Source organism: Novosphingobium sp. P6W, assembly GCF_000876675.2.
Taxonomy (GTDB): domain Bacteria; phylum Pseudomonadota; class Alphaproteobacteria; order Sphingomonadales; family Sphingomonadaceae; genus Novosphingobium.
On the sequence record NZ_CP030353.1, the window covers coordinates 475,503 to 498,309 of the forward strand.

Genomic DNA, 22,807 nt, shown 5'->3' on the forward strand with positions numbered 1-22,807 from the left:
AAATTATCGACCTGACCCCCATGCTCGCGCTGGTCTTTTTTCTCGTTGCCGTATTGTTCGCTGCGGTCGGACAAGCTGGCGCGACGGGATATCTCGCTGCGCTGGGGTGGGCGGGATATGGACCTGACTGCATCCGCCCCGTCGCGCTCTCTCTGAATATAATTGTAGCAGCGGTTGGCACGTTTCAGTTCGCTCGTGCCAAAAAGCTGTCGTTGCGCACCTTCTATCCCTTCGGCGTGCTGGGCTTCCCGTTCTCTATCGCAGGCGGCCTGTTGACTCTCCCGCACGCGATTTACTTCCCGATTGTCGGGGGCCTCCTTCTGCTAGCCGCAGTGCAGTTGGCGCGGTTGGCGATCCAGGGTCACCAGACTTTGGATCAGGAGCTGCCCCCGCCATTTCTATGGGCATTACTGACCGGCGCCGGAGTTGGTTTTGTCTCAGGATTGACCGGCACGGGAGGAGGCATCTTTCTCGCTCCGATTCTCTACCTCACCGGATGGGTAGGTAGTTCGCGCGCGTCCGGTGTCACCGCCGCATACAATCTGCTCAACTCTGCGGCCGCGCTGGCAGCCGTCCTTGCGACCGCGCCCGGATTCCCGACAGCCATGCCGATATGGTTGCTCGCCGTCGCCGCAGGCGGCGGCATCGGATCGACATTGGGCGCGCGATTTCTTCCTGAAAGAGCGCTGAGGGCGCTGTTGGCCGTTGTGCTATTGGTGTCGGCGGTCCGGTTTCTATTGGGTTAGACGGACAGGCAGGTTGCGGCGCGAACGGCCGTTTGCTGCCGGATCGCTGAATGACTTATGTTGGTCGCGACCCGCCGGTTCCGCCATGTCCCGGCAGGGATTTCCGCCCTGATATCGGACGTTCTTGTAGGAAAATAGCCTCCCCCATATCGCTCGTTCATTCATGTTGCCTTGAGCGCGTTTTGGATTGCTCGCGGTTTTCGGAAAGTGCCTGACCCTGTCGGACGATTTCGTCAACCAACGCTGCTGCATGACGACTGAGTTGAGAAAACTCGGTTGCGCAAAGCACCAGATGGCGCCGCGCCCAGCGGTCAGCCAAGGGCACAATCGTCAACCCATCGGAACGAACGCGTTCGGCTGCCGCCAGCGGCAGAATGCCGATACCAATACCCGCTTCTACGAGGCGAGCGACGCTTTCGAAGCTGCGCAGGCGGACGCGATAGCCGATCCTGCGTCCAAGCTTGGCTGCCTGATCTGCCAAGTGTGAATGCAGGGCGCCGGCGCTGAGGCCCACGAAGGGTTGGTCGAGCAGTTCGGAAAAGCGGGTAGATGGTCTATCAGCCAGCGGATGCTGCGACGGTAGCAGGACGACGAGGCGATCCTCGGCGACGGTCACTGTCTCCAGGTCCGCCGATTCCGCCGAATCCGCTATCAATCCGAATTCAGCACGCCCTTCTGCGACCGCCCCGACTATGTCGGCGCTCGTGCGTTCCTCGATATCGACATCTACGTCCGGGTGTGCCGTAAGGAACACGCGAACGGCGGCGGGAAGCAACTCGACCAGTGCCGCCGTGTTCGACAACAGGCGAACGTGCCCTTTGAGGCCTGATGCAAAAGCCCCAAGGTCACCGCGCATGCGCTCGATCTGCGCGGTCACAATACGCGCGTGCACCAGAAGCGCACGGCCTGCCGGCGTCGGCAGGACACCGCGTCGCCCGCGTTCCAGCAGTGTGGTGCCCAGGACGGCTTCCATCCCGCTGACCCGCGCGCTTGCCGATGCCAGTGCCATGTGCGCGGCATTTGCCCCTTTCGAAATACTGCCAGCCTCTACCACGGCGATGAAAAGGCGCAGGTCGGTGAGATCGAAACGCATGCAGCCTTCGTTACCACCGAAGGCTGTCATCGCATATCCCGCATTGCCGCGTCCGGCCGGACCGCTCACAGGTGACTGGCAATTCACACCCAATAGGAATCACAAACACCATGCAACGCGGTCACAATGCTATCGTGAACCAGCAATTCGGCGGACAGGCCCAAGCCTATGTCTCAAGCGCTACCCACGCCAGCGGCCCGGACCTGAAACGGTTGGCCGAGGTTGCGCAGGGGTGGCCCGGAGCCACCGTGCTCGACCTCGGTTGCGGCGGCGGGCATGTATCGTACACCATTGCGCCCCACGCAGAAAAAGTTGTCGCCTCTGACCTGTCCCAACCGATGCTCGATGCCGTGATGACAGAGGCAGGCCGCCGTGGCATCGCCAACATCGAAACCACGCAGGCGGCGGCAGAAGCGCTGCCCTTTGCGGATGGTGAATTCGACGCGGTGATCTGCCGGATGAGCGCGCATCACTGGCAGGATTTCGATGCCGGACTGCGCGAGGCACGACGCGTTGTGAAGAAGGGGTCGCCAGCGATATTCATAGACGTAGTTTCGCCGGATAGTCCCATGCTCGATACGCATCTGCAGGCAGTGGAACTCCTGCGCGATCGCAGCCACGTCCGCGACTATCGGATCACGGAATGGTCGGCAGCGCTTGGTCGCGCAGGGTTCGACCTGACGCGTGTCTTCACTCATACCTTGCCAATGGAATTCGCTTCCTGGGTTAAACGCATGCGCACACCTGATGATCTCGTCGCCGCCATCCGTTCGTTGCAGACGGAAGCCTCCGAGGAAGTCCGAAAAGCTTTTGCCATTCAAGAGGACGGCAGCTTCTCCATTCGCATCGCGACGTTCGAACTTACGGCGTCGTAGCGCCCTCACCCATAGGCTTTCATAAAGAACGCGGCGGTCACCAGGCTTGCAAGAGCCAGAGTGATCGCCCGTACCAAGGCAGACGGCCACCGGATGCCGAGCAACGCGCCAACGTAACCTCCGATCAGTGCAGACGGTGCAAGCAGCAGCACGGCCCACCAGTCAATCGCCCTTGTGGCAGCGAATAACAAAATCGCAGACGTATTCGCCGCCGTGACCAGCATCGCCCGCAAACTTTGAAGCCGTTTGATGTCCGCCTTCGTGGCCGTGGTCCAGAAGGCCATCATCATGATCCCAACCGCACCGCCGAAATAGCCACCGTAGATCCCGAGGATGAACTGCCCCGACAGGATCATTCCCCTACCGGCTCCGTCCCAGCCACGAAATGCCGACGTAACCCGCTTCCCGAAGGCGAGCGCCAGGGTTGCGACCAGGAGCAGCCACGGAAGCGCCTGCAGAAAGAGCGCCTGCGGCGTCGACAGGAGCAGCAGACCTCCCGCTAGCCCCCCGGCGACTGACACTGCCGCCATCAAGACCAAACGGACGCCGGCGACCGGCGCCAGCGCTTCACGGTAGACCCACGCGCTGACGGCACCGCCCGGATATAGCGCGAGACTGCTGGAGGCATTTGCTATCACGGGAGGAACCCCTGCCGCCATCAGCGCCGGCAAGGAAACGAAGGATCCGCCGCCCGCCAATGCATTCATCGCTCCTGCCAGCAGACCTGATGCTATGAGGAGGTAATCCGCGTCCATGCGACAGCTATGATGAACCCGGTGGCGTCGCACAATCCGGATGATGCGAAGCCGTACCTCTGGTAAAAACGAAGGCTGCGCGCTGCTGCCGCCCTGATCGCAGACGTTCCCGCGCCAAGACTCGGTGCCCGATTCCGGACCTTCGTTCATCGCCTTAACTTGGGACAAATCGCCATCCGAAGCGCCCTCTCCGAACGGCGGGTTTGATCGAATACTGAACCGCCCCGGGATTGCCGGAGGCCCGATCTCCTGAGAGAAAGGGTCTACAATGAGCAAGACTACAAACAAGTTTGCGCCTGAGGTTCGTGAGCGAGCGATCCGGATGGTTTTGGATCACGAGGGTGATCATCCTTCCCGCTGGGCGGCAGTCACATCGGTGGCCGAGAAGATCGGCTGCTCCGCCCATACTTTGCTCGAATGTGAGAACGGCGGTGGAATAGTCGGCCACGGTAGCGGCGGGATAGGTCCGCTGCGGGCGGCGTAAAAGTCGTCCACCTTGAAGCCTTTCTGCTTGGCAGGGAGGACTGGGGATTTTCAGCGTGGAACTCTATCTGAAGGTACGTCTGGCTTGCGCGGAAGGGCTGAGCCAGCGCAGCGCGGCGAAGCGTTTCAATGTGTCGCGCGACACGGTGCGCAAGATGCTGTCGTTTTAATCGCCGCCTGGTTACCGGCGCCAGGCAGCGCTTTGCCGTCCGAAGCTGGACGGGTTTGTAGCGATCATCGATGGCTGGCTCGACGGGGACCGGGGCGTTCCACGCAAGCAGCGCCATACGGCGAAGCGGGTATTCGATCGCCTGCGCCAGGAGCATGGGTTCACCGGCGGCTATACGATCATCAAGGATTACGTCCGGGAGCGCGAGCAGCGTAGCCGGGAGATGTTCGTGCCGCTGGCCCACCCGGCGGGCGATGCGCAGGCTGATTTTGGGGAAGCGCTGGTGGAGATCGGCGGGGTCACGCAGAAGGCGCACTTCTTCGTGCTCGATCTGCCGCACAGTGACGGGTGCTATGTCCGTGCTTACCCGGCGGCGGTGGCCGAAGCCTGGGTCGACGGTCACGTCCATGCCTTCGCCTTTTTCCGCGGGGTGCCCCGCTCGATCGTCTACGATAACGATCGCTGCCTGGTGGCGAAGATCCTGCCCGACGGCACGAGGCAGCGCGCATCGCTGTTCAGCGCTTTCCTGTCGCATTACGTGATCCGCGATCGCTACGCACGCCCGGGCAAGGGGAACGAGAAGGGCAATGTGGAAGGGCTGGTGGGCTATTGCCGGCGTAACTTCATGGTGCCGATCCCGCAGTTCCCGACCTGGGAGGCGTTCAACATGTGGCTCGAGGAGCAGTGCCGCAAACGCCAGAACGACAAGCTGCGGGGGGAGAGTGAGACGATCGGCGAGCGACTTCAGCGCGATCTTGCCGCGATGCAGCCGCTGCCAGCCTCCCCCTTCGAGGCTTGTGACCAGACCAGCGGACGTGTCTCGTCACAGTCCCTGGTGCGTTACAAGACCAACGACTATTCGGTGCCGGTGGCCTGGGGGCATCAGGAAGTCTGGGTCCGGGGTTATGTCGATGAGGTGGTGATCGGCTGCCGCAGCGAGGTCATCGCCCGGCATCCCCGTTGCTGGCGGCGGGACGAGGTCATCTTCGATCCGCTTCATTATCTCCCGCTGATCGAACAGAAGATCAATGCGCTGGACCGGCGCCGCTGCAGGGATGGGAACTGCCCGAGGCGTTCGCGACACTGCAACGCCTGATGGAAGCGCGCATGCACAAGCATGGCAAGCGCGAGTATGTGCAGGTGCTGCGCTTGCTGGAGAGCTTCGATATCGCCGATCTCCAGGCGGCGGTGGAGCAGGCTATCGACCTGGGCGCCGTCGGCTTCGATGCCGTCAAGCATCTCGTCCTGTGCCGGGTCGAACGCGTGCCGCCCAGGCTGGACCTGGACGTCTATCCCTTCCTCCCACGCACCAAAGTCGAGAAGACCTTTGCCAGAGCCTACATGAGCTTGCTCTCCGATGGGCAGAAGGCCGCATGAGCGGTCAGGCCCCCGAGATCCTGCTCGCCCACCATCTCAAGTCGCTCAAGCTGCCCACCTGCCTTCGTGAGCATCAGAAACTGGCCCGGCAATGCGCGGCCGAAGGCCTCGACCATATCCGCTTCCTCGCCCGGCTCATCGAGATGGAGATGATCGACAGGGAGCGTCGCATGGTGGAGCGGCGCATCAAGACCGCACGCTTCCCCGCGGTCAAAAGCCTCGACAGCTTCGACTTCACCGCCATCCCCCGACTCAACAAGATGCAGGTGCTCGAGATGGCGCGCTGCGAATGGATCGAGCGCCGCGAGAACGCCATCGCTCTGGGGCCATCGGGCACGGGCAAAACACATGTGGCCCTCGGACTGGGGCTGGCGGCATGCCAGAAGGGGCTGTCCGTCGGCTTCACCACCGCCGCCGCGTTGGTCAGCGAGATGATGGAAGCCCGCGACGAGCGACGCCTCCTGCGCTTCCAGAAGCAGATGGCTGGATACAAGCTGCTGATCATCGACGAACTGGGCTTCGTGCCGCTCTCCAAGACCGGGGCCGAATTGCTGTTCGAGCTGATCTCACAGCGCTATGAACGCGGCTCGACTTTCATCACCAGCAATCTGCCCTTTGACGAATGGACCGAGACCTTCGGATCCGAACGTCTCACCGGCGCGCTCCTCGACCGGTTGACCCATCACGTCAGCATCCTGGAGATGAATGGCGAGAGCTACCGTCTCGCCCATAGCCGCGCCCGCAAGTCAAAAACCAACCCTTGAAAATCAAGCCAACGCCCGGGGGAGTGGCCCTCGGGCTACGCCCTCACGCCACTCCCCCGGGCGTGCGCCACACTGGCCTGCTTTTACTCCGCCCCGTGGCCGACTTTTGCGCCGCCGTTGACATGGTCCAGCATTCCAGCCTCCCGGCATCGCGTAGAGACGGCGTTACAGCAACCCTGGAGGCGCAGGACGATGCACAGGCAACGTTCGGACTGTTCAGCGAGGCAAACCGGATTATCGCACTTGGGTGGGTCAGGATCGATTGGACAACGAACCAGCTGCTGGACATGACCGACGATATCGAAGCGCCCAACCGACTGACGTTTCGACCTGAAGACTGGGCTCGGGCGGCCTCCTGCTTGCGGAAGCTACCAAGTACGCCCTAACGGAGGCTACTGGCGATGACATGCACGCGCGGCGGGCGCGGTTGAAGAAATGCGGTTTGTGCCGGTAACGGTTGTCCGGGAGGGGCGACGCGAAAGCCCGGGACTACGAGTGCAATGTAGATCACCAGACGATCGACAGCGGCTGCCTGGTAATGCGAACTGCAGTCAGGGCGAATGAACTGAAAAGCCAGTTCCAGTTCTGAGAAAGGCGTAACGAAGAGAAATTAGCGATGGTCGGGGCTATTGTTCGGGATGAGGAAATCGCGATCACAATGGGCACCCGAACCTCGCTAGCCATGGCAAATGGGTACAGCTTATAGGCGCGGGTATGAATGACACACTCACACCCGTTATCCTTCAGTGCATCGCGCGCGCTCCGCAATGGGTCCGCCATGATCTGGAGTCCAAAGATCCCGTGATCCGCGTCCGTGCCGAGGAGACTCTTGCGGCGCAGATCGCCGCAGCCCTTCGTCAGAACAAAGACATCAAATTAGGCCAACCGACTGCCTGACCACTCCTCAGCCCGCAGCCGATAGCTGGGTAGCGCCACGCCTGACGCATCTTTTTACCGGAACGATTTCTTACGTCCGTGATATCGGGAAACAAGGAGATTTGGAAATGATCGGCAATATTATCGGAGCGATTGGTGGCAACCAGGCCGCCAAGCATTTCCAGGGGCTCAACGGAACAGTTGGAGCGTTACTCGGGCTCGCCGCACCGGCCCTGCTACGTCGCCTGCGCCCTCTCGGATTGCTGACTGCCGTCGGCAGCGGCAATGCCTACAAGAAATGCAACGACCGGCGCTAGGCCAACAAGCTCGTCGCCGCAAACCGACCGCTTTCCAAGAGCCTACCCGACGCAGGCTTGAACGGCCATGGGGCCTCCGTCCTTAGCCCCCTCCCCCTCCCCTTCTTACCCAAGCTTCTTCATGAGTCGTCCGGCAGCCCCGTGCTCGGCCGCCAGGTTCCGATTATAGGCAAGCGGCATGCGTGGGCTTTTCCAGCGCAAAGCATCCATAATTCCTGCAAGATCCTCGCCGCTGGCGAACAGGTCCTGGTTGAGCCCGACCCGCGTGGAATGTCCGCTGACCCGCATCAGCCAGTGCTCCAGGTCATCCTTCGTCAGATCCGGCAAGGCTCCCTGGTCGAAGGCCCTCCGGATGATCGCCCGCCAAATTGGCCCGATCGAGCCCGGATGCAAGGCAGCCTCGCCGAAGCTGTATTCGGTGCGCGCCGGAACTGCGGGCTGGGGCAATGTCTTGCGCAGGTCCCAGATCTCCCGCCCCGATATCGTCGACAGGTCGCGTCCGGGGACCCGGGCCCGCGCCTTATAGTGCCGCACGATGACCCGCCGGAATAACGAGCCAGTGACGATGCCGGCCGCTGCCGCCCACGCGTCCACCGCGCGCACTGTCCGCGGGCTGAGGAACGCGGTGGCCCCCTCCCCTTCGCTGTCGCCCTTGCTACGCGCGATGGTCAGCAGCCGGGCGTCGGGATCGGTTGCGGGGATGATGTCTTCCAACGTAACGGCGACCAGTTCGCTGGCGCGCAGACCCGTGTCGTACGCAAGACTGAGCAGCGCGCGGTCGCGCAGGCCCATGGGATCCGCGCCGCAGCTCTCAAGCAGCGCGCGCAGGTTCAGTCCGCGCGCCGGATCGCGCTCAATGTCCGAAACGGGCCCCTTGAAGCGCAGCGGCGCCGCCTGGCGCTGGGCCACGCCTTTGTCGCGGCGGATTGCCGCCAGGGTCAGCTTGACGAGCGGCGCGGTGGTGGGATCGACCTGGCCGAGCAACTGGTGCAGCCGGGCGATTGAGGCTTTGTAGCGCGCGAGTGAGGCAGGTTTGCCCCCCTGCCCTGCCCGGTACTTGAGATAGTCGGCGACATCCTGCGCATTCGCCGGCAGCGTGATCCGGCGGTGCTCGCGGCACCACAGATCGAACGCAGTCAGGTCCGAGCGCAGCGCCAGCAGGGTATGGCGCGAGGCGGCGGCCTGGAAGGCCTCGAGCAGGGGCGCATCGATCACGACCCTTTCGGCCGTACGCAATGTGGTCACCAGCGGCAGCAGCAGGCCTGCCCCGCCCTGGGCGGTAATCTCGAGCGAAGGCGTCTCTTCGTAGATGAAGCGGCTGCAGTCCGGGGGTTTAGGGGAATTCGAGTCCGGTGGTATTCGATCACGGTTCGGCGTAACTGCTTCATATAAAATGATAATATCTCATGGCTGCCTTTTGACGTGCAAGATTATCCCGCTTTATATGAATATGCAATAACTGCACTTATCAATGACATGGGCGAGTCGGCCATAGACCTAGGATTGCACTTGGCGAGTGGTGAGCCTCGTCTAACTCGAACGCATGTTCATGGTGGAATTCTCAATTCTTCGATAAAGTTTTCAAAGCGCGGTCCATTACAACCCCAGCCCCCGACCGCGACCGATATCGATCCCGACGCTGAAAGCCAGATCATGGCCAAGCGAGCGGCCAGTGGTCATATTGATGCCAAGCTGCTGCTTTCGCTGGGCCAGCACCGACTCCAGCTGCGGGTCGCGGTGCAGACTTTCCGCCATGTCAGCCATCACTGCTCGCGTGGCTCGCATCCCGCTCATCTCACCCGCAACGTACTGCCTGTTGCTTTCTGCCCCTAGCGCCTTCCAACGGCTGATGAAGCGGTTCGCACGCAGCTCGGGATTGGTCCGCAATTCGGTCTCGAGCTGGAGCGCTCGGATCGTGCGATTGATGCTCCCACTCGCCGCTTCGCGCGCGAGACTCGGATCCTCGCGATAGGCAGCTTCGGCGTCGCGCGCGCCATGCGGCCGCAGCGCATCGAAATGTTTGCGTGCATCGTTTAGCTCGCCGTACTGCTCGGGGGTAGGACGGCCACCTTCGTCCTGGGCCGTGAAGATAGCATCGACCGCCCGGGCATGGCGCTTGAGCGCCTGCGTGCGCTCCCGCCGCAAGGCGGCCTCATGAGCGTCGTCACCGTCGTCGATGACCTGGGCCGAAGGTGATGACCGCTCGGCCGATGGAGCGCTGCGATGCCGGTCACCACCAAGCCGCAGTCCATCAAAGATGCTCCGTTCCGGTTTGACATCCGCAGCCGCGTCGCGCGCGGCGCCGTAGTCCGACGCCATGTCCTTGCCACGCTCGCGCCCAAGGGTGCGCACGAGCCGGTCGCGATCGGCAAAGTCATCTGTGCCATAGTGCATGTCGACGTGGGCCTTGTGCCGTGACAGCGCCACATAGGACGCATGGCGATCGAGCCCCGGGGTCGCCAGCACATGGACGTCGTTGATGGACACACCCTGCGCCTTGTGGATCGTCGCCGCATAGCCGTGATCGACATGGGCGTAGTCCTTGAGGTCGAAGGCGACCGAACGACCGTCGTCGAGCGTCACCGCCATGCTGACGGCATTGACGCTCTGGACCGTCCCGAGCGAGCCGTTCTTTACCCCCAGGCTGCGCTCGTTCTTGAGGAACATGACCCGCTCCCCGCTGGCAAACTCGCGGTCGCCGCGCTCGACCTGCAGGGCGACGTCCTCGCCTAGATCCCCGGCCGCGTGCATGCGCTCGCGCGCGGCCTCGTTGAGCAGACGGACTTCGTCATTGGTATGGGTGAGGATGAGCCGGCTCGCATCCGGCCGGGCCTTGCGGTCCCGGTCCCAGCGATCGATCAGCGCTTCCCTTGCCCCCGCGCGCGTCTCCGCAGCGTGGATGTGCCCCGCCTCTTCGTAGGCGGCCAGCGCCTCATCCGTCCGCCCGGTTGCCAGATGCCGGGTCGCATCGCGCTGCCAGTCGACTTTCTGGCGGCGGATGGTGGTGATCTCGACACTGCCGTGCCGCTCGGCGACCGAGCGGAACGAGGCGCCGGCCTCGATCGCCTGAAGCTGCTCGGGATCGCCGACCAGCACGACCTTGGCCCCGCGCCTCTCGGCTTCCGAGACAACGCGCTCCATCTGGCGCGTGCCGATCATCCCGGCCTCGTCGATGACGAGGATCGAGCGGTCGGTCAGCAGTTCGCGCCCTTGCCCCCACTGATGCTCCATGCCGGCGATCGTGCGCGAGGCGATGGCCGAGCCATTCTCGAGGTTTTCGGCGGCGATGCCGGACAGCGCCGCACCTTGCACCTCGTAGCCCGCCGCCTCCCAGGCCTCGCGGGCTACACCGAGCATCGCGCTCTTGCCGGTGCCGGCATAGCCGATCACCGAGCTGAGCCCTCGGCTGCCGGTCACATGCTCGAAGGCGCCGCGCTGCTCGGGCGACAGGATCAGCCCCCGCTGCTCGGCGCGCGCCAGCGCCGCATCCTGCATGCGTTCGGGCACGCCGTGGCGCCGACCCGCGTCGAGGCGGATCGTGGCGTTCTCGAGCCGCCTTTCGGTCTCGATCATCGAGCGCGAGGTAAAGCGGTCTTCGCCGCGCCCGTCCTTGCCCAGCTTCACCAGCTCGGGCGAGGTCCGCACCGCCGCCATCACCTGGTCGAACTGGTCCTTCCCCTCGCTATGCCGATGGACGAACATGGCGAGGTCGCGGGTGGTGAAGGTCGCCTGCTGGTGGGTGATCGCATCGATCGCGATTGCCGGGTCGGCGAGGATCTTTGCGCCGTTGCCGCGAGCGATGGCGTGGTGCTCTTCGAGCCGCTCGCTTTCCAGCCCCTGGGCCGCCATGCGCGAGGCGGCGGGACCGATCTTGTGCTGGGGTTCCAGATCGATCCCCTGCGCCTCCAGCGAACGGTGATCGACCCGGGCATCGATATCCAGTTCGGCGAGGCGCTGGTTGACGTGGTTTGCCCACGCCTCGCGCCACTGCGTGAGCAGTTCGGTCCGGTTCCAGTCGCGGACCTTCGGGCCGAACCCTTCCTCGGTCACTTCGCGCATCCCCAGCATCACATGGGCATGGGGTTTGGGGCTGCCATCTTCGCCGATATCCCAGTGCACATTGAGATCGGCGACCATGCCGCGCGCGACGAACTCGCGTTCGACGAAGTCGCGGGCCAGCGCGATCCCGTCGGCCTGGCTCATCTCGCGCGGGATGGCGAACTCCACCTCGCGGGCGAGCTGCGCATCCTTGCGCGCCTCGATCGCCTCGACGTCGTTCCACAGCCGTTCGCGATCGTGCCATTCCTCGGGGGCGCCCTCGGGGAGCAGGATTTCGGAATGGACGACGCCGGCCTTGTTGGAAAAGTCGTGGGCACGATCGAGCCGCTCGTCGCGCAGCCGCGAGGCCGAGCGGTAGGCGGCCGAAGCCACGGCCGACGAGCCGGCGGCGCGCGAGATGACTTTGGCCGAGAAGTGGTAGATCGCCATGGCGACATACCATCTACCCTTAAAAGCGCACGTCGGCACGACGTATAAGCGCGCCCTCGAAAGATTTCATCAGTCTCGGGATGACATGATCTCAAGACATTCCAGCATGTTGAGACTGATCGGAAGCTTCGATAACTGGTTCGTCCGGCACCATCAATGGAAAGGACGAATGATGCGAAAACCACGGGACTACGACGCCGAGCTGAAAGCACTGACCGACAAGGCCCGGCAACTCAAAGCGCGCAAGACGAGCCAGCTTGGCGAGCTGGTCGAGGCGACCGGCGCCGACGCACTGACGGCCGAAGAGCTGGCCGGCGCGCTGATCGCCATCGCCGCGACCACCGAGCTGGCGAAGCGGGAGGCATGGCGCAAGCGCGGCGCCGCGTTCTTTTCAGGCGAGCGGACAGCCGAACCGGAGCACGCTCGCGCAGGCACTGGCAGCGAGCCGCGCCGGCCTGCGGCGGAACCGGGCGGCCATGAACCGCCTCGCAGCGAACAGGGCACGACATGACACCCGGGAGTGGCGGGTGAAGCGGCGGGAACGCACCCGGCATCTGATCGAGCTCGGCGGGCTCGTAGTGAAGGCCGGACTGGTCGAGCTGGCCGACGATGACCGCGCCGTCATCCTGGGTCTGCTGGTCGAGGCGGCCACCAGGCTGCACGGCGATGATCGCCAGCAGACCCTGACGCTATGGCGACGGCGCGGTGCACGGACCTTCGCGCAAGACGAGGCCGATCGCGATGCGCAGGCGGAACGTGCCGGGCTGCAGCCCACCGATCCTACCTAGCGGCATCAACGCGTCGCAGCGCCGCGCCGCCAATGCCGAGCGGAACGACCACGACTTCGCCATGCGCGCCGGCGACCATACCGCGCTGGTCGAAGGGCTCGACCTCACTTGGCTCGTAGACATAGCGGAAGCTGTTCGGGCCGCCCGCCTCGATAGCGAACGACACCAAGCGTAGTTCATTGCCGTCGCGCACGATCCAGTGCGTGCCAGGCTGCCACGCCTGTCCCTTCGGGATCGTCAGCACACCGTCATCCAGCGACGAGCGAGGATTGGCATCCTGGCCCTCCCCGACAAAGAGGCCCTGCGCCGGTTTTCCATCCGGGGTCATCACCTCGATGCGCAGCTCTACCGCAGGGTCGCGGCGGGCTTCGGCGAGGGCGAGCTTCGGCGCCCGCAGCGGCCGGGCGAAGAAGTGGAGCCGGGTGCCTTCGAGCCGCCACTGGCCCGCCAAGGTCGTCTCGTTTTCCATGCCGCCGCCCTCGCGTTCGAACATCGGTTCGTCGGCGGTCATCCGCTCCTCGAACCGGCCATTGGCATCAAGGCGCAGGGTGATTGTGACTCCCTCCTCACTGCAGCGATAGAGGCCCGGCGATACGGTGACGGAAGCTGGATAGGGCTCCTCATCCCGGAGCTCGGGCCCGGAGCATGCGACGGGCGCGGAATCTGGGTTCGCGAATGCCGGCGTGGCCGCCATCGCAGCCACAAAACCCAGGGTGAAGATCGAATGCTTCATGCCCGGTTCCTGCCGGGCAATGCCGGCCGCCGCAAGCGCATTGCCCGGCGCCGCGCGAAGCGTCATAGGCCCGACGATGGACGACAATCTCAATACCATTATCCTGCGGGTGCTCGGACGGACACCGCAATGGATTCGGCACGACCTCGACGCCAAGGACGATGCCCTGCGCCAGCGCGCGGAGGAGACGCTCGCCGCGATGATCGCCAGCGCCGTTCGGGAGGGAACCGCAGACTCGGCTGCGGCTTAAGGGAGTTCAGTCAACGAAAGCTCCCGCCTCATGCGCCGCGCGGCGTCTTACTCGCTTGTCATGCTCATTGGTCTGGGGGCTGCGACCTCAATGCCAATCTCCACGTCCGCCCAGCCGACCAAAGCCCCCGTCCAGGTGCAATGTGCGGGTGGCCGCCAGTTCCTGCTCCAGGCGGAGCAGCGACGCGCCAGGGTCCGGGTGGGCGAGCGGCAACTCAACCTCGTCCGCAAATCTTCGTTGATGGGTCAGCAATACCATAGCCCGCAGGCCACGCTGATCCTGGACGGGGACTTCATTGCTTTCGTTCCGAAGGACGACGCAGGCTGGCAGGATTGCCGCGTCGCCAGGACAATCCCGGCCTCGGCGCCGAACGGGTAGGCAAAGCCGTTACGGCCGCGCGATTGGCTGAATTACCGTGCGGATCAGATCCGATTCAGGCGCCCAACCGCTCGAGCAGAAAAGCGGCGCGGTCCTCGACCGGCGCCTTCGGCAGGATCACCACATTATAGCCCAGGCGCGGATAGGCGGCGAGCAGACGTTCGTACTCGTCGAGAGCCGAGGCGATGTCGTGCCGGCGATCGGCATCCTGGCGATAGATTTCTGGCCAGGGCGGGGTCAGGAAAACTTCACGGTGGTAGCGGTGCTCGCGGCAGAGAGACTCGGCCACCGGTTTGCCGCTGGCGTGCTCCAGCGCGATGGCGGCGTCGATTAGCCCGCGATCGAAGAAGACCCATCCCTTATGACGCTGGGCCTCGGCGCGATCCCGCAACGAAACCTCAATCGCGCGGCGGGCAAAGGCCTGCATGTCGATCCAGGGAAGTGCTGATCCGTCGCCGGCCAGTGTCTCGGCGATCACCCGCCGGCCGGGCTCTTCGACAACGGCGTGCCCGCGCCGCGCGAGTTCGGCGAGCAGGGTCGATTTGCCGCCGCCCGAGCAGCCGGAGATCACGACGAACCTGTCTGATAGAGGGCGGGTCATTCTCGAGGGTCAGCCGACCGGCGCATCCGCCTCCAGCTTCGCGATGCGCTCGCTGCAGACAGCCTGAACAACGCGGCCGAGTTCTTCGACCTGCCTGCCCAGCCAGGCCAGCTCCTCCGCGGTGATGGTATAGTGCTTGGAGTAGCGCGCCTTGACGTAAGCCTCCTTGAGCTTCTCGAACATCGCTCGGTGGCGCTGATTGTCGCTAGGCCAGACATAGACGAGCCTCGGATCGAGCCGCTCGGCCTGGGTCCGCAAAAACGCGAGATTGTGCACGTGGGGCGTGTAGAACGTCGTGACGAGCAGGACACAATGATAAAGGCGTTCTGTCGCCTGATGCAGCATGAAGGCCGCATCTTTCGTCCAGCCACGCTTGAGATCGTCATCGAAATTGACGTGGGCGCGCAAGGCGCTCGGATACCACTCTTCGTAATACTCCTTCGCCATCGCCAGCGCCGCCTCGGGCGTCTTGGGCTTGGGCGTGTGGAGCGCCGTGTCGTCGCTTTCGTACAGCGCGATGCCGTCCCTGGCGATGTCCATGAAGAAATAGCGGCCGTGTGCAAGCCCGTCGTTCACTTCCTGCAAGGTGTGGACGATCAGATTGACCGGCGTCTTGAGCGTGCCGGTGATGCCGTATTCGCGCATCAGCCGGTCATCGACCTTCGCCCAGTACTTGACCCGGTCGGTCAGGCGTTTGTCACTGACGATGACGAGCAGGTCGTAGTCGGACTTGTAGCCCTTGGCGGTATGCGGCTCATCGACCCAGCCACCGCGCGCATAGGAGCCGTAGAGCACGACCTTGAGGATACGCCCCTTCTTCTTCCAGTCGTGGGTGGCGAGCGCGATGCCGTCCTCGAATTCTTCAAAGACGAGCTGGAGCACGCGCGCGAGCTCGCGCTGCTTGTTGGCGGGAAGATGGTCGAGATCGCTTCGCATGTCGCTTCCTACCCTGTCGTCCCCGCCGCCCGATGGCAAGCCACCGGGGCGGCAGGAACTTGTCACCATGGCCACAGGCGTCGCCACCACGGTTCGCCTTCGCGCACCAAGCGCATGAGGATCAGCAGCGCCTGGGTGAACGCCGCCTCGATCTCGCCCACCCCGACACCGTGAAGCCGGGCGAGATCGGCATATGTGACCGTCTCGACGCGCAGGGCCAGAAACACCTCGCGCTGGAACGGCGTCATTCGGCTCAGCCCCCGCCGCTCGGCGCGCAGCAGGGCCCGCCGGGAAGGCTGCCGGCTCATGACCGGTCCTCCCCGCAGGCGAGCAACCAGTCGGCGCCCTTGCTGGCCGCGCTTGCTGCCCGGAAAATCGCCTTGTCATCGGCCCGCAGCACCTCGAGCCACGCGCCGATGTAATCGGCATGGCGGACGGTGGGCTGGATACCCAGCGAGGCACAAGCGAACGCCGCCGTCATTTCGGCGACAAGTTCCTCACGAGCATAGCTTGCCGAACCGAACACTCCGGACTGATCGCGCTCCAGGCGGCCCTTGCCGCCGACATAGTGCCCGAGTTCGTGCAGCGCCGTGCGATACCAGTTGATCGGCTCTCGGAACGCGACCTGCGGCGGCACCTGCACGAAATCCGGACCCGGTGCATAGAACGCCTCGCTGCCACCGATCCGGAAGTCCGCCCCCGACCCGGCAATGATCCGGTCCGCCCCGGCGATCGCCAGGACCGGATCGGGCAGCACCGAACCACCTGCCATATCCGCGCCCAGCCCCTCGCATTGATCGATGTTGAAGACGACGAAGCGCTTGAGGAACGCCACCGTCCGCGCCTCGCCGCCTTCGCTTTGCGCTCGTGCCGCCTCATCCTTCGGGGTGAAGCGATCCGCATAGCAGATCACCGTCCCCTTCTCGCCGCGCCGCACGTTTCCGCCCGCCGCTGCCGCCTGCCGATAGGTCAGCCACCGCTGCGAGGAGAACCCGCCGCCGACACCTGCTGCCCATAAAATGAGCACATTAATTCCCGAATAGACCCGCCCCGACACCGCATTGGCCGGCATCATGCACGGGCACTTGCTCGCATCCCAAGGCTGCACCCATGGCAACCGGCCCTCCTCCAGTTCAGCGATGATGCGCGCGGTAACCTCGCCATAGAGGCTCTGACGTTCGGACATGCTCCTTCACTCCTTCCTCAACCGCCATTGACCGGCGCCAGGGTGGCGGGGGGCGGCAGGAGCGAACCGAAAAGCCCCGCCGGGTGAAGGCGGGGTGCACCTGAAAGGCCGGAACGCAGTGGAGGGCCTGAGCGCGGCTCAGGTTGCGCCGCGCCGAGGCGGGGCTAGGGGGTAGCGACGCCCCCCGCCACCTTGGGGCCGAAGGCCCAGCGCCGCCGCGCACCCGCGCGGCGTCCGCATCCGGGACGCACCTGCGTCCCGCCCGGACCGCCACGCGGGCCGCCCTTCGCGTCAGGGATCGCAGCGGCCATGCCGGCGAGACGCCGAAGGCGGCTCGACCGACGCGAAGCGGGAGGCAGAGCCCGGCCCGGCCACCGGCCGCGGGACGCCCAAAACCGCACCCTGGAAAATATTTCCGTCGCAGCCCCGAGCAGCTTCGAAGACCCTAGGAAAGCACGGGATACAATGGCGTAAAACCTGCGGAATCTCGCCATCTTGACCCCATCGAAGCCATCCCAAATGCTGTCTCCGCGAGGCAATCGCGCCATCGCCGCATCAGGAGACACCGCCGTGACCGATAACGCCCCCGACCGTATCCTTCGCCTCAACGCCGTGCTCGATCGCACCGGACTTTCACGCGCGACGCTCTATCGCAAGATCCAGGACGGGACGTTTCCCAGGCAGCTTCGCATCGCCACGCGGTGCGCCGGCTGGCGCGAAACCGCCGTCAACGAGTGGATGCGCAATCCGATGTTCTATTCGACAGAAGACAGTGGGATCTAGCCAACGACTAAGGCACGTCATCCGAACCAAGGGCCAGTCAACCGGGTAGACGTCGTAATATAAGACTATGCGCGGCAGCGGGACGCTGAAAGTTTAACGCTGTCGCCATTGCGGCTCATCTCGTCGCCGATCATTCCTATGACATAGTCCGCCCAAGCGCTAAGCATGCGCCGGCGAGGCGTCAGATAGAGCGCACTGTTATAGGCCCCGCGCACGTCGTCGCGCTCCACATGCGCAAGCGCCATTTCGATCCAGTCGCTCCGGTAGCATTCGGCTTCGTTCGCCCACGTCGAAGCAATCCCCCGGAAGCCGTGGACTGTCTGCCGGCCACGATAACCCATGCGGTAGCAACCATAGATCATGGTGTTTTGCGAGATCGGCTGCCCCGGCTTGTCGCCAACGAAGACATGGGCCCCAGTGCTGAACTTGCGCACCTCGTCCAGCAGCGCCACGGCCGGCGCGCTGAGCGGCACGATGTGCTCGCGCCCCATCTTCATGCGTTCGGCTGGAAGGCGCCAGATCGGGTCTGCGCCATCAAGTCCATCGAACTCGGACCACAGGGCAAGCCGTGTCTCATTTGTCCGCGCCCAGGTCAGCAATGTGAACAGCAACGCCGCACGCGTGACGGCACGGCGCCGCGGGTTTTCTTCGCCATCGTACTGATCGATTGCCTGTATAAGTTTCGGTAGTTCGGGAACGCCTACGCGGGCCATATGCCGCACACGCGGCTTGGGCTGCAGCAGGTTAGTCAGATACTGCGCAGGGTCGTTATCAGCCCATCCCTGCGGAATAGCGAAGCGGTAGATCTGACTGACGTGCTGCTTGATCCGGCGGCTCACGTCGAGCGCGCCGCGTGCTTCTACGCTGCGCAGCATTTCCAGCACCTGTGCGCTCGTCACCTTGCGCACGTCGATCGCACCGATCACCGGGAAGGCATCACGTTCGAGCCGGCGCAGCAACCGCGACGCGTGAGCATTGTCGAGCCCGAATAGGCGATTGGCGTGCCACGCACGCGCGACCTGCTCGAAGGTTTTGCCCTTCCGGGTCTCGTTGCCGGCACCGGGGTCCAGCCCGTCGCTGAGAGCGATCTTGGCCTTGGCTCGTTTCAGCCTGGCATCGCTTAGACTGACAGCAGGATAGCCGCCGAACGAAAGCAGTTTTTCTTTCCCGGCAAAGCGGTATTTCATCCGCCAGAGCTTCGAGCCATTGGGGCGAACCAGCAGATGAAGGCCGCCGCCATCGGCGAGCTTGTAGTCCTTATCGCGCGGCGCGGCGTGGCGACATTCCAGATCCTTGAGACGCATGGGGGGTATCTCCTCCTGGGGTCTGGAGATTACCCCACAAAATACCCCCAAATGCAAATCGCCTTCCTGGCATCCAGCGGGTTTTGATGAGCTGCCCTGACAGCTGGATTCTCGACACAAGATACGGAAAATACGCATAAAAAATCCGCCTCGGGTTTTCCTGAGACGGTTTGGCGTTTTCGTGTTGGTTGCGGGGGCAGGATTTGAACCTGCGACCTTCAGGTTATGAGAATGAAGGATAAACTCCATCTTGTTGAATGAAAACACCTATATCTTCTATTTTATGTTATGTGCTAGAATTGGTGCTAATTTTGGAGTAACGTTCTGTCTCTCATATTTGGTTTGGCCGGACGCTGCATTTGCTGTGGATATGGCACCATCAAGGTTTCAACGGCAGCTGCTACTGGGACGTTGCCGCCGGCGAGGCAGCAAGCATTAGCCGCAACGCGCCCACCCAAGCCGTTTGAACGCGATATTGATGCGCCTGAAAGCGCACAATCAAATTGCGACTGAAGTGCGGCCAAACACCGGCACACCGTCTACTTTCCTATCACCTACTTTTCTGATCTACTCTCACCATGCCCCCACCTCCCAATCCCCGCACCTCCACCCCAACCACGCGGCGCGCTGCCATGACCTGGATGGGGCGTCAGCGGTGCGTCATTGTGATTTTGCCGTCGCTCTGGTTTCGCGTGGCTTGGGCCTCATCGGTTCATTTGACTCGAATTGTGCCAAATAGCCCGCCAATGGCGTGAACTTCGGAATGGCCCATCACTATCGCATTTGCGCGAGCCTATTCGCCATTGTCTCGGGCTGCGCTGAACAAAGGTTCGGCAGGTCGATCACCGGGGACGCTCGGTTCGGCCGACATGTGGCCACCGCCCTCTGCTACCCCCCGACAGCGAACGGCCTGAAGGATGCGCAGTGACTCTGCGCCGCGCTATGCGCTGGCTTTTGGACTGGCTGCGCTGGCCGGGATGGTCGATGCTTTGGGCCTGCTCAAGTTGGGCGGCCTGTTCGTCTCCTTCATGAGCGGCAATTCGACTCGGATGGCGGTGGGAATGGCGGGCGGAACGGCAGTTGCCGGCATGGCCATGGGCCTCATCGTCGCCTTTGTCGGCGGCGTATTTAGCGGGGCGCTGATCGGCAAGCTAGCTGGCCGATGGCGTAAACAGGCGGTGCTGGCGACGGTGCTGGGAGTGCTGATCTTGGCCGCCTTGCCCGCAGACCATTGGGGCGACACGATAACACTGCTAATGGCCGCCACGATGGGGGCTGTAAATAATGTGTTCCAGCGCGACGGAGAGGTCAGCATCGGCGTTACCTACATGACCGGAGCGTTGGTAAAGCTCGGCCAATCGCTCGCCGTCGCGCTGACCGGCGGGCCACGCTTTGGCTGGCTCCCTCACCTGCTGCTATGGCTCAGCCTGGTGGTGGGCGCAGTCATTGGCGCGGCGCTGTTCGCGGTGCTGGGCCTATCCGCACTGTGGGTGGCGTGCGGATGGTGCGCGGCATTATGGGGATTCAGCCTGTATCTCGGCCCGCTGGGCGGGGCTCCGGACGCCCAATAGGCAGCGGCGGTGCGGATATGCCCAAACGGCGACGTCGTATAGCAGGTCTACAAGAGCATTGGCGCGTCCGGCTTGCGCCCATATAGGTCGTTCGATTGGTCGACCGGTGCTTCCAAAAGCCGTCGTTTGGCCAGCTGCCGCCGAGTCGAGCAATTGGGTAGGAGGCGGCCTGTCAGGTTTGGGCGGTAATCCTTGCTTGTCCACCGCCCGTCCAGTTGGGAGGAAATGGCAGCTTCGCCCCGTCTTGGTCGCGCCGGCACTTGTTCAGATGCGGCGGACTGCTAAGCTCCACTTTGTTCCTTTGAGACAAACGCAGAAGGGCGAACCCCGGGGAATGGCCTTGCCTTCTATCCCAGTAGCGAAAACGGCGTTGGCAGTGCTCAAACCTCTCTCAGCCTTTGTGCGCGATCAGTTGGCGCTGCGCGACGCCGATCTGCGCGCTAGGGATATTGCCGACTTCAATCCAGATATCGACAAGGCGCTCGAAATCCTGACCGGCGACGCGGCGACCCTAGGCCGGACCGCGCTCGCGTTGGTCAAGAATGCGCTTGCTAGTCCGCCGGATTTTTTCACCGAAGCCTCGGTGCAGGCATTCTTGCACACTGCACGCGTACAAGACCTGATCAAGGCGGGGGTACGCGCGGATCTGCTGCGTGAAGGACGCGGCAATCTCGAAAGGGATGCGGGCGATTTCTATGCAAGCTTTGACGGCGCAGATGGTCCGGGTCTCGGGCTCGCAGCGTTCGAATATGCCATCAACTTCGTCAGCGCATATCTGTTGCATGGCCTCAGCCTGGCGGACCGCATCCTTCATGCACGGCTCGACCAATTGGGAGATCAGCTGAAGGAAGCAGCTGCACCGCTCCCCCAGGAAGATATCGATCACGGAATTATTCGCGCCTGTGATCGGCTGAGAAAGGGCCGCTTCTTTGTCGAGTTCGAGCGCGAAGCCCTAACCCTGGAGCTCGGTAACAAGCTCGCGACGGGTGCCTATTCGCGCGGCTCTCCCGCGGTGCGCGGGCCGGCCCTGGCTGCCATCGCCCGGTTTGGCGCGCTCACGCATGACCCGGACCTGATCGCCGGCTGGGTCCAGATCGCTGAAGGTGCGGCACCAAGCGAACACGCTTCGATCGCGAGAGCCTTTCTGGTCGCTAGTCATCTGGAACTAAAGTAAGCTTCATTGTATGTTGTGTGCGCGACAAGAGGAGCGCAGCATGGCGAATGCGAGCGGACGGCCGACGGCACCGGTAGTTTTGGAGCCTGAAGAACGTGAGTATTTGGAGCGGCAGGTCCGTCGGCGGCGGGTATCCCGCTCGATATCGGAGCGGTGTCGGATCATCCTACGCTGCGCGGACGGCATCCAGAGCAAGGTCGTAGCGGCCGAGTTGGGAGTGCATGAGCACACCGTCGGCAAGTGGCGTCGGCGCTTTCTCAAGGATCGTGTCGAAGGGCTGCTGGACGAGGCTCGACCAGGCAGACCCAGAACGATAGCGGACGATCAGGTGGCGGCCGTGATCGAGCGGACGCTGCGTTCAAAGCCCGATGACGCAACCCACTGGTCGATCCGCTCGATGGCAGGAGAAACTGGCTTCTCACACACGACGATCCGACGCATCTGGACGGCCTTCGGACTTCAGCCGCACCGCTCGGAGACGTTCAAGCTGTCGAGCGATCCGCTGTTCGTCGACAAGGTCCGCGATATCGTCGGTCTGTATTTGTCGCCGCCCAACCGAGCGTTGGTGCTCAGCGTGGACGAGAAGAGCCAGATTCAAGCTCTCGATCGCGAGCAGCCGGTCCTACCGATGATGCCCGGCATGCCGGAGCGCCGCACGCACAGCTATGTCCGCCATGGCACGACCTCACTCTTCGCAGCGCTCGATATTGCCTCGGGCTTTGTCATCGGCAAATGCTACAAGCGGCACCGCGCCACCGAGTTTCTCGACTTCCTCAAACAGATCGACGCGCAGGTACCGCGCGACCTCGATGTCCACATCATCATGGACAATTACGCCACCCACAAGACCGCGTTGGTCCGGGCATGGCTCGCCCGCCGCCCGCACTACCATGTCCATTTCACGCCAACCTCGGCATCCTGGATCAACCAGGTCGAACGCTGGTTTGCCGAGCTTACCCGCAAGCAGTTGCGCCGCGGCGTTCATACCTCCACGAGCGAACTGGAGCAGGACATCCGAACCTTCATCGAACGCCACAATCAGAACCCAAAACCGTACCGATGGACAAAGTCGGCAGACGAGATCCTCGCCTCGGTCAAGCGCTTCTGCCAGACCGCAGAACGCACATTATGTGGCGAACTTTAGATTCAGATGACTAGGA

At 63.3% G+C, this 22,807-nt stretch carries 23 protein-coding genes and 2 pseudogenes; 15 read left to right on the forward strand and 10 right to left on the reverse strand.

Going from position 1 to position 22,807, the window contains the following annotated elements; translation table 11 throughout:
* The first annotated feature begins 20 nt into the window (after window positions 1-20).
* The gene (locus TQ38_RS18520; RefSeq protein ID WP_043981183.1) at window positions 21-746 is read left to right on the forward strand and encodes a sulfite exporter TauE/SafE family protein; all 726 of its coding nucleotides are present in this window, start codon (window positions 21-23) and stop codon (window positions 744-746) included.
* 157 nt (window positions 747-903) lie between these two features.
* On the opposite strand, the gene TQ38_RS18525 is transcribed toward TQ38_RS18520, so the two are convergent.
* Entirely contained in the window at window positions 904-1,869 is a 966-nt protein-coding gene (locus TQ38_RS18525) for a LysR family transcriptional regulator (RefSeq protein ID WP_370059821.1), read from the reverse strand.
* A gap of 80 nt (window positions 1,870-1,949) precedes the next feature.
* Between TQ38_RS18525 and TQ38_RS18530 the strand changes: the two genes are divergently transcribed.
* Complete coding sequence (locus TQ38_RS18530) at window positions 1,950-2,714, forward strand: class I SAM-dependent methyltransferase (protein ID WP_043981184.1); 765 nt, start codon at window positions 1,950-1,952, stop codon at window positions 2,712-2,714.
* Window positions 2,715-2,719: 5 nt separating this feature from the next.
* On the opposite strand, the gene TQ38_RS18535 is transcribed toward TQ38_RS18530, so the two are convergent.
* The gene (locus tag TQ38_RS18535) at window positions 2,720-3,469 is read right to left on the reverse strand and encodes a sulfite exporter TauE/SafE family protein (RefSeq protein ID WP_043981186.1); all 750 of its coding nucleotides are present in this window, start codon (window positions 3,467-3,469) and stop codon (window positions 2,720-2,722) included.
* A gap of 268 nt (window positions 3,470-3,737) precedes the next feature.
* Here TQ38_RS18535 and TQ38_RS18540 point away from each other — a divergent pair.
* From TQ38_RS18540 to TQ38_RS18565, 5 genes and pseudogenes are all read left to right on the forward strand, one after another.
* Window positions 3,738-3,884, forward strand: a pseudogene (locus tag TQ38_RS18540) (IS3 family transposase); the annotation flags it as partial.
* 124 nt (window positions 3,885-4,008) lie between these two features.
* A pseudogene (gene istA / locus TQ38_RS18545) lies at window positions 4,009-5,498 on the forward strand (IS21 family transposase).
* Entirely contained in the window at window positions 5,495-6,262 is a 768-nt protein-coding gene (gene istB, locus TQ38_RS18550) for an IS21-like element ISSsp5 family helper ATPase IstB (RefSeq protein ID WP_043981190.1), read from the forward strand. Before istA ends, istB begins: the two are co-directional and overlap by 4 nt.
* A gap of 714 nt (window positions 6,263-6,976) precedes the next feature.
* Window positions 6,977-7,159: a DUF6771 family protein gene (locus TQ38_RS18560; protein WP_043981193.1), complete on the forward strand. Its 183-nt coding sequence runs from the start codon at window positions 6,977-6,979 to the stop codon at window positions 7,157-7,159.
* A gap of 107 nt (window positions 7,160-7,266) precedes the next feature.
* Window positions 7,267-7,455, forward strand: coding sequence for a hypothetical protein (locus TQ38_RS18565; RefSeq protein WP_043980695.1), 189 nt, complete (start codon window positions 7,267-7,269; stop codon window positions 7,453-7,455).
* Window positions 7,456-7,560: 105 nt separating this feature from the next.
* Here the strand turns inward: TQ38_RS18565 and TQ38_RS18570 are convergent, their stop codons facing one another.
* Together TQ38_RS18570 and traA are read right to left on the reverse strand one after the other, a co-directional pair.
* Window positions 7,561-8,670, reverse strand: coding sequence for a tyrosine-type recombinase/integrase (locus TQ38_RS18570; RefSeq protein WP_370059822.1), 1,110 nt, complete (start codon window positions 8,668-8,670; stop codon window positions 7,561-7,563).
* A gap of 381 nt (window positions 8,671-9,051) precedes the next feature.
* Entirely contained in the window at window positions 9,052-11,943 is a 2,892-nt protein-coding gene (traA, locus tag TQ38_RS18575) for a Ti-type conjugative transfer relaxase TraA (RefSeq protein ID WP_113941994.1), read from the reverse strand.
* Between the two features lie 172 nt (window positions 11,944-12,115).
* Between traA and TQ38_RS18580 the strand changes: the two genes are divergently transcribed.
* Window positions 12,116-12,454 (forward strand): conjugal transfer protein TraD, encoded by a 339-nt coding sequence (locus TQ38_RS18580; RefSeq protein WP_043980668.1) that lies wholly within the window; start codon window positions 12,116-12,118, stop codon window positions 12,452-12,454.
* 16 nt (window positions 12,455-12,470) lie between these two features.
* The gene (locus TQ38_RS18585) at window positions 12,471-12,731 is read left to right on the forward strand and encodes a conjugal transfer protein TraD (protein WP_043980666.1); all 261 of its coding nucleotides are present in this window, start codon (window positions 12,471-12,473) and stop codon (window positions 12,729-12,731) included.
* Here the strand turns inward: TQ38_RS18585 and TQ38_RS18590 are convergent.
* Window positions 12,724-13,464 carry a hypothetical protein gene (locus TQ38_RS18590; protein WP_162792293.1) on the reverse strand — a complete coding sequence of 247 codons (741 nt, stop codon included), beginning with the start codon at window positions 13,462-13,464 and terminating at the stop codon, window positions 12,724-12,726. The genes TQ38_RS18585 and TQ38_RS18590 overlap by 8 nt on opposite strands.
* A gap of 76 nt (window positions 13,465-13,540) precedes the next feature.
* On the opposite strand from TQ38_RS18590, the gene TQ38_RS30645 reads away from it, so the two are divergent.
* Window positions 13,541-13,714 (forward strand): DUF6771 family protein, encoded by a 174-nt coding sequence (locus TQ38_RS30645; protein ID WP_205316064.1) that lies wholly within the window; start codon window positions 13,541-13,543, stop codon window positions 13,712-13,714.
* A gap of 90 nt (window positions 13,715-13,804) precedes the next feature.
* Window positions 13,805-14,092, forward strand: coding sequence for a hypothetical protein (locus TQ38_RS18600; RefSeq protein WP_162792191.1), 288 nt, complete (start codon window positions 13,805-13,807; stop codon window positions 14,090-14,092).
* Between the two features lie 55 nt (window positions 14,093-14,147).
* Here the strand turns inward: TQ38_RS18600 and TQ38_RS18605 are convergent, their stop codons facing one another.
* The 4 genes from TQ38_RS18605 to TQ38_RS18620 all read right to left on the reverse strand — a co-directional run bounded on the left by TQ38_RS18605 (window position 14,148) and on the right by TQ38_RS18620 (window position 16,815).
* Window positions 14,148-14,663, reverse strand: a complete 516-nt coding sequence (locus tag TQ38_RS18605) for an AAA family ATPase (RefSeq protein ID WP_240198139.1) — start codon at window positions 14,661-14,663, stop codon at window positions 14,148-14,150.
* Window positions 14,664-14,702: 39 nt separating this feature from the next.
* The gene (locus tag TQ38_RS18610; protein ID WP_043979012.1) at window positions 14,703-15,629 is read right to left on the reverse strand and encodes a HEPN domain-containing protein; all 927 of its coding nucleotides are present in this window, start codon (window positions 15,627-15,629) and stop codon (window positions 14,703-14,705) included.
* A 62-nt stretch (window positions 15,630-15,691) separates the two neighbouring features.
* A complete protein-coding gene (locus TQ38_RS18615) occupies window positions 15,692-15,937 on the reverse strand; it encodes a sigma factor-like helix-turn-helix DNA-binding protein (protein ID WP_043979014.1) in 246 nt (81 codons plus the stop codon).
* Window positions 15,934-16,815 carry an ArdC family protein gene (locus TQ38_RS18620; protein ID WP_043979016.1) on the reverse strand — a complete coding sequence of 294 codons (882 nt, stop codon included), beginning with the start codon at window positions 16,813-16,815 and terminating at the stop codon, window positions 15,934-15,936. The genes TQ38_RS18615 and TQ38_RS18620 overlap by 4 nt, the downstream gene beginning before the upstream one ends.
* Window positions 16,816-17,385: 570 nt before the next feature.
* On the opposite strand from TQ38_RS18620, the gene TQ38_RS18625 reads away from it, so the two are divergent.
* Window positions 17,386-17,598, forward strand: a complete 213-nt coding sequence (locus TQ38_RS18625) for an AlpA family transcriptional regulator (RefSeq protein ID WP_043979116.1) — start codon at window positions 17,386-17,388, stop codon at window positions 17,596-17,598.
* A gap of 65 nt (window positions 17,599-17,663) precedes the next feature.
* Here the strand turns inward: TQ38_RS18625 and TQ38_RS18630 are convergent, their stop codons facing one another.
* A complete protein-coding gene (locus TQ38_RS18630; protein WP_240198140.1) occupies window positions 17,664-19,169 on the reverse strand; it encodes an integrase arm-type DNA-binding domain-containing protein in 1,506 nt (501 codons plus the stop codon).
* Window positions 19,170-19,819: 650 nt separating this feature from the next.
* Here TQ38_RS18630 and TQ38_RS18635 point away from each other — a divergent pair.
* The 3 genes from TQ38_RS18635 (at window position 19,820) to TQ38_RS18645 (ending at window position 22,791) form a co-directional block, all read left to right on the forward strand.
* A complete protein-coding gene (locus TQ38_RS18635; protein ID WP_082057908.1) occupies window positions 19,820-20,473 on the forward strand; it encodes a YoaK family protein in 654 nt (217 codons plus the stop codon).
* Window positions 20,474-20,807: 334 nt separating this feature from the next.
* Window positions 20,808-21,647 (forward strand): hypothetical protein, encoded by an 840-nt coding sequence (locus TQ38_RS18640; RefSeq protein ID WP_162792294.1) that lies wholly within the window; start codon window positions 20,808-20,810, stop codon window positions 21,645-21,647.
* Between the two features lie 40 nt (window positions 21,648-21,687).
* Window positions 21,688-22,791 (forward strand): IS630 family transposase, encoded by a 1,104-nt coding sequence (locus TQ38_RS18645; RefSeq protein ID WP_043979022.1) that lies wholly within the window; start codon window positions 21,688-21,690, stop codon window positions 22,789-22,791.
* Window positions 22,792-22,807: the final 16 nt, after the last annotated feature.

Bases quoted from the DNA above. Each gene is read 5' to 3' on its own strand.
- TQ38_RS18520 (WP_043981183.1), top strand. From the start codon at position 21: ATGCTCGCGCTGGTCTTTTTTCTCGTTGCCGTATTGTTCGCTGCGGTC.
- TQ38_RS18525 (WP_370059821.1), bottom strand. From the start codon at position 1,869: ATGACAGCCTTCGGTGGTAACGAAGGCTGCATGCGTTTCGATCTCACC.
- TQ38_RS18530 (WP_043981184.1), top strand. From the start codon at position 1,950: ATGCAACGCGGTCACAATGCTATCGTGAACCAGCAATTCGGCGGACAG.
- TQ38_RS18535 (WP_043981186.1), bottom strand. From the start codon at position 3,469: ATGGACGCGGATTACCTCCTCATAGCATCAGGTCTGCTGGCAGGAGCG.
- istB (WP_043981190.1), top strand. From the start codon at position 5,495: ATGAGCGGTCAGGCCCCCGAGATCCTGCTCGCCCACCATCTCAAGTCG.
- TQ38_RS18560 (WP_043981193.1), top strand. From the start codon at position 6,977: ATGAATGACACACTCACACCCGTTATCCTTCAGTGCATCGCGCGCGCT.
- TQ38_RS18565 (WP_043980695.1), top strand. From the start codon at position 7,267: ATGATCGGCAATATTATCGGAGCGATTGGTGGCAACCAGGCCGCCAAG.
- traA (WP_113941994.1), bottom strand. From the start codon at position 11,943: ATGGCGATCTACCACTTCTCGGCCAAAGTCATCTCGCGCGCCGCCGGC.
- TQ38_RS18580 (WP_043980668.1), top strand. From the start codon at position 12,116: ATGCGAAAACCACGGGACTACGACGCCGAGCTGAAAGCACTGACCGAC.
- TQ38_RS18590 (WP_162792293.1), bottom strand. From the start codon at position 13,464: ATGAAGCATTCGATCTTCACCCTGGGTTTTGTGGCTGCGATGGCGGCC.
- TQ38_RS30645 (WP_205316064.1), top strand. From the start codon at position 13,541: ATGGACGACAATCTCAATACCATTATCCTGCGGGTGCTCGGACGGACA.
- TQ38_RS18600 (WP_162792191.1), top strand. From the start codon at position 13,805: ATGCCAATCTCCACGTCCGCCCAGCCGACCAAAGCCCCCGTCCAGGTG.
- TQ38_RS18610 (WP_043979012.1), bottom strand. From the start codon at position 15,629: ATGCGAAGCGATCTCGACCATCTTCCCGCCAACAAGCAGCGCGAGCTC.
- TQ38_RS18615 (WP_043979014.1), bottom strand. From the start codon at position 15,937: ATGAGCCGGCAGCCTTCCCGGCGGGCCCTGCTGCGCGCCGAGCGGCGG.
- TQ38_RS18620 (WP_043979016.1), bottom strand. From the start codon at position 16,815: ATGTCCGAACGTCAGAGCCTCTATGGCGAGGTTACCGCGCGCATCATC.
- TQ38_RS18635 (WP_082057908.1), top strand. From the start codon at position 19,820: ATGCGCAGTGACTCTGCGCCGCGCTATGCGCTGGCTTTTGGACTGGCT.
- TQ38_RS18640 (WP_162792294.1), top strand. From the start codon at position 20,808: ATGGCCTTGCCTTCTATCCCAGTAGCGAAAACGGCGTTGGCAGTGCTC.
- TQ38_RS18645 (WP_043979022.1), top strand. From the start codon at position 21,688: ATGGCGAATGCGAGCGGACGGCCGACGGCACCGGTAGTTTTGGAGCCT.